5 protein-coding genes are annotated in these 4,633 nt (G+C 22.9%); all 5 read left to right on the top strand.

The annotated features are described in order from the left end of the window. A partial coding sequence (locus tag XO12_RS11420; RefSeq protein ID WP_254867736.1) for an AAA family ATPase occupies window positions 1-253 on the top strand: 253 nt, incomplete at its 5' end. Then, complete coding sequence (locus tag XO12_RS11415) at window positions 231-554, top strand: PD-(D/E)XK nuclease domain-containing protein (RefSeq protein ID WP_368493440.1); 324 nt, start codon at window positions 231-233, stop codon at window positions 552-554. The genes XO12_RS11420 and XO12_RS11415, both read left to right, overlap by 23 nt. 1,368 nt (window positions 555-1,922) lie before the next feature. Next, complete coding sequence (locus XO12_RS10830) at window positions 1,923-2,996, top strand: radical SAM protein (protein ID WP_303048816.1); 1,074 nt, start codon at window positions 1,923-1,925, stop codon at window positions 2,994-2,996. A 40-nt stretch (window positions 2,997-3,036) separates the two neighbouring features. Beyond that, window positions 3,037-3,237, top strand: coding sequence for a hypothetical protein (locus XO12_RS10825; RefSeq protein WP_175420312.1), 201 nt, complete (start codon window positions 3,037-3,039; stop codon window positions 3,235-3,237). 9 nt (window positions 3,238-3,246) lie between these two features. Further along, the coding region (locus XO12_RS10820; protein WP_175420311.1) for a hypothetical protein at window positions 3,247-4,633 on the top strand (1,387 nt) is incomplete at its 3' end.

The following is a 4,633-nucleotide window of genomic DNA, read 5'->3' as shown; positions in this document are numbered from 1 at the left end:
TAGAGAATATGATATTTCACCAATAAAAAATAATTTACCAACAAAATTTGGACATTTAATAACAGAATTAAGTAAAAAATACAAAGAAAAAACAGTAATACTCATAGACGAATATGAATCACCAATACTTGAGCATATAAACAATAAAGAAAAAGCAGAAGAATTTAGAGCATTTTTAAGAGAATTCTATAAAAAAGTAAAAACAAAAGATGAATACATAAAAAAAGAAAATAATAAGTGCAATACCGTATAACTTACACAAAAAAGAAGAAAAGTATTATCATTCATTAATATTTACAATAATAGCATCAGCAGGAATAGACGTAAAAGCAGAAGAATTAACAAACTTAGGACGAAGTGACCTTGTAATAGATTTTGATGAAAGGATATATCTTTTTGAAATAAAAGTAGATAAAAGTGCAATTGATGCAATAAACCAGATAAAAGAAAAGAAATATTATGAAAAATACAAAGGAAAAGAAATATATATAATAGGAATAAACATTGATTCTGAAAAAAGGAATATTGATGATTATATAATTGAAAAGATATAACTGCACATAATCTCAAATTAACAAAATCCCCGTTTTCGGGGATTTTGTTATAAGAATTTATCAATAATCTCATCAATCAAAATTCTTTCATCATCCTCAAAAGAGTAATAACCAAGAGCAATACGTTTTTGACCAAGACCATATTTAATGGCAAAATCATGAATTTTTCTTTAAAATTCTTCACATTCTTTAAAAGCTCAGTGATGAGTTTTTTTCTCCACCTTCCTTATCCACCATGCAGCGCCATTTAAATCATTACACATCATAGTACGGAAATTCTTTTGCAAAATTATATCCTTCTATAAATAACTCATATGCTTTATTATAATCTTCATTCTTAATATAACCTCTTGCCTGAGAATATCTTAAAATTAATCATCCTTTTATAGAGAATTAATCATTTTGTTTCATATAAAATTTAAAAACAAGAAATTTTAGCTTAATTAAAATATAAAAAAGACCAAATAGATATATGAAATATCTAAAAAAAAGAAAAGAAGCACAGTATAGAATTATTACAAAAAAATAACAAAAATTAAAAAAATGAAAATTAATTAAAATGTAACAAAAATCGAATTCTAAAACATTGATAAAAAGCGGATATTTATTTTAGAAAAAATACTTGCAAGTCATGTTAGAAATGGTAAAATATAAAACTGAAAGAATGAATTTTGAAATGAACCTGGAGTAAGAAAATTTATTTTCATAGTAATAACCAAGGCATTTATTATTAAAAATCATAAAAGAAATTTATGATTATAGTCATCAAAATTAAATAAAAAAATAACAGCAAAAATATATCGAGTGATATAATAATTATGTAAAAATTTTTAATTTTAGAAAATAAAAAACTATTATAATTTTACTTGAATTTTACATAGTATAGTTGACATCTTTTTTTTTTTTTTGCTAAAATTATTGTGAATTAAATAAGTGAAAATAATAATTTTTAGTTAAATGTAACTTAATATAAAAATTATATATCCATAAAGTTTTATTATGAATTATTAAGTTATAAAATTCGCAATATTTAATCATAATATTATTAAATAAATCATATGTTATAAGTGAGAAAAATTTCGAAAATATTTTTAATTATATATTCTCAGTCGACTGAGTTATTCTAATGTCAGAACAAAAAATAAAGGGGATGATAATATTAAAAATAATATTGATTTTCACATATTTGAAAAGTTAAATGAAAAAATTATTTTTTTCCCAGAAAGTATAGCATGTTATAAATTAGATGAAGATGCATATAACTTTTTAAAAGAATATAAAGAAAAAAGTATAAATTTACCGTTTGAATTAAAAGAGTTTATCAAAAATAATTCAATAAAAATTACTGATACTATTGATAAAAAAAATTTGTTTTATGAAAATATTAACTTTAATGCTTTAGTATTAAATATAGCTCAAAAATGTAATATGAAATGTATTTATTGTTTTGCTGATAATGGCACATATGGTAATACCTCTTTAATGAACTTTGAAACTGTAAAATTAGCATTGGAAAAATTGTATAATAATAATTTTGGGCAATTATCAATTTCTTTTTTTGGTGGAGAACCATTATTAAATTTTAAGCTTATAAAAAAAATTGTTGAATATATAGAAAAAAATTTTGATCAAAAACCTGCTTACAATATAACAACAAATGGAACATTATTAAATGAAAAAATAGCCAAATTTATGAAAAAATATGATTTTAAAGTAATGATAAGTATTGATGGAGATGAAAGAGAACATAATTTGTTAAGACCTCTAAAAAATAAAGAGGATTCTTTTAAAAAAACTATAGAAGGAATAAAATTGCTGGAAAAGTATGAGATTCCATATATTACAAGGATGACAGTAACAAAATTTAATCAGGATTTTGATAATTTCTGGATTAAATATAATTTCAAAAATATTGTTCGTGCATTTGTAGCTCCAGAAGATTATACATTATTACCAGATTTAAGAGAATACAATAAAAAAATAGAATCATATATTTCCGGAGAAGACAAAACAATTTCTGGAATAATATTATCTTCAATAAATGTTAGAAAAAATAGAATAAAAAACAAAAATCAATTAGTGATAAACTGTTTTGGTGGTGTAAGAGAAGTTTCGCTCTCTGCTGATGGAAATTTGTATATGTGTCATCGTGCAACAGGAAATGAAAAATATTATATAGGTAATATATTTAAAAACACACATGATGAAATAATAAAATCAGCATATAAACTGTTCAATAAAATAATGGTAGGTATTGAAAGTGAAAAATGCAATAAATGCTGGGCAAGAAATTTGTGTGGAGGCGGTTGCCATTTAAAAAATGATCTTCAAAAGACATATCCAAAAGAATTTAAAAATTATTTTTGTGATCTTATAAAATTGGAATATGAATGGGCAATGGTATTGTTATCTAAGGAAATAAGCAGTAAAGTTACTTATTAAAATAACTTTATTGTAATAATCATGATGAGGGGGTATGTAGATGGCATTTAAAATCATAAGTTTAAACGAACCAGGAGTTTTATCTGATTCATCTGACTTAACTCCATGTGAAAGTGATCCGGGGGCTGGAGATGGTGGAATGCTATGTTTATTTACATGTGCTCCAGGTAGTTTGGATAGAGTTGAAGAAACAGAAAATCCTGGTGGAGATATATACGTCCCAGTAAGCGGGGATTGCTAAAAATAGTCTTTGAAGTTAAAATCAAGCTATACACCTGCATTTATTGATGCAGGTGTGTCAAATATTAAAAAAGGAGAAAATATTTTTATGATAAAAAAGATTATATTATTATTAATTTTTATATTTTCTATAACTGTAAGTTTTTGCATTGAACTAGATGAAAAAAAAGTGAATTCGGCATATAAATATGCCAGCAAAAATTATGCGAAATTCAATACTAAAAATCTGGAATTGTACTTTGAGAAAAACGCTAATTTTGCTCCTTATATTATTGAAATCGCATCATATTACCAGAAAGAAATAGAAAATTTAATAAGAACTTTTAAATCAACAATGACTAATAAAAAAATTCAAGTAATTTTATTTGAAACAAGAAAAGAAGTAATAGGTTTATCTGATTATCAGACTGGTGGATTCTGGAATAATAAGGTAATTTTTGCAATGCCGGTTAATTTAAAACATGAAATAGTACATGCTATTGATTCGTATATTTTTAAAGGAGAAATTTCCTTTTTTAAAGAAGGTCTTGCAAATTGGTTCAAATATATTAATGATGATCTTGATTTGGGTTCAAAATATCACTTTTATGCTAAATATATGATTAAATATTCTTTAGAATATAGAAATCTGAATTATGATGAGTTATATAAAAAAATATTTTTAAATTGGAAAAATGGATATACATTTGGAGCATCATTTATAGGTTTTTTTATTAAAAATTATGGAATAGATAGATTTAAAGAATTTTATATAAACATACAAAAATGGAATAAAAAACAATTAAAAGATAATATAATGCCATATATGATTAGATGGATACAATGGCTAGAATCTGAAAATAATAATTTTAATTACATAGAGGATTTTTTTACATATTATAACGAAAAAAATAATACAAATGTAAATTTAAAAAAATTTATAAAAATAAAAAATATATATTGGAATAATTTTTATGTTGTTTCAAATAATAAAATGGTATTAAATAAAAATATAAATGGGAACATATATTCATATACGACAATATATAATTTGAAGGAGAAAAAATTAAAATTATTTAAAGGGAATTTTATAACAATTTCGAAAAATTATTTATTAACAGCAAATGGGATGGTAAGTTTAAATTTATATAATTTACAAAAAAAATCAGAATTGTTTAAATTTGATAATAAACTGAGGAATATAAATATTGGTTTTATTTCTGAAAGTAGAAATAAATTGCTATTAACATCGGGAAAAGAAATAAAAGAATATAGTCTTGAAAGCGGGAAGTATATAAAAACTATAAATTATGACAAATACATATCTACAATAAATGAAATAGATGGGAAAATTATACTAGGAACAACAGATGGGAATATAATACTAGAAAATAAAATCGCAAAAATATCCAATGATC

Origin of the sequence: Marinitoga sp. 1154, from assembly GCF_013363285.1 — a bacterium.
In the GTDB taxonomy this organism is placed as follows: Bacteria; Thermotogota; Thermotogae; order Petrotogales; family Petrotogaceae; genus Marinitoga.
The sequence above is the reverse complement of the archived record's forward strand: the minus strand, read 5'-3'. Positions and strand labels throughout refer to the sequence as shown.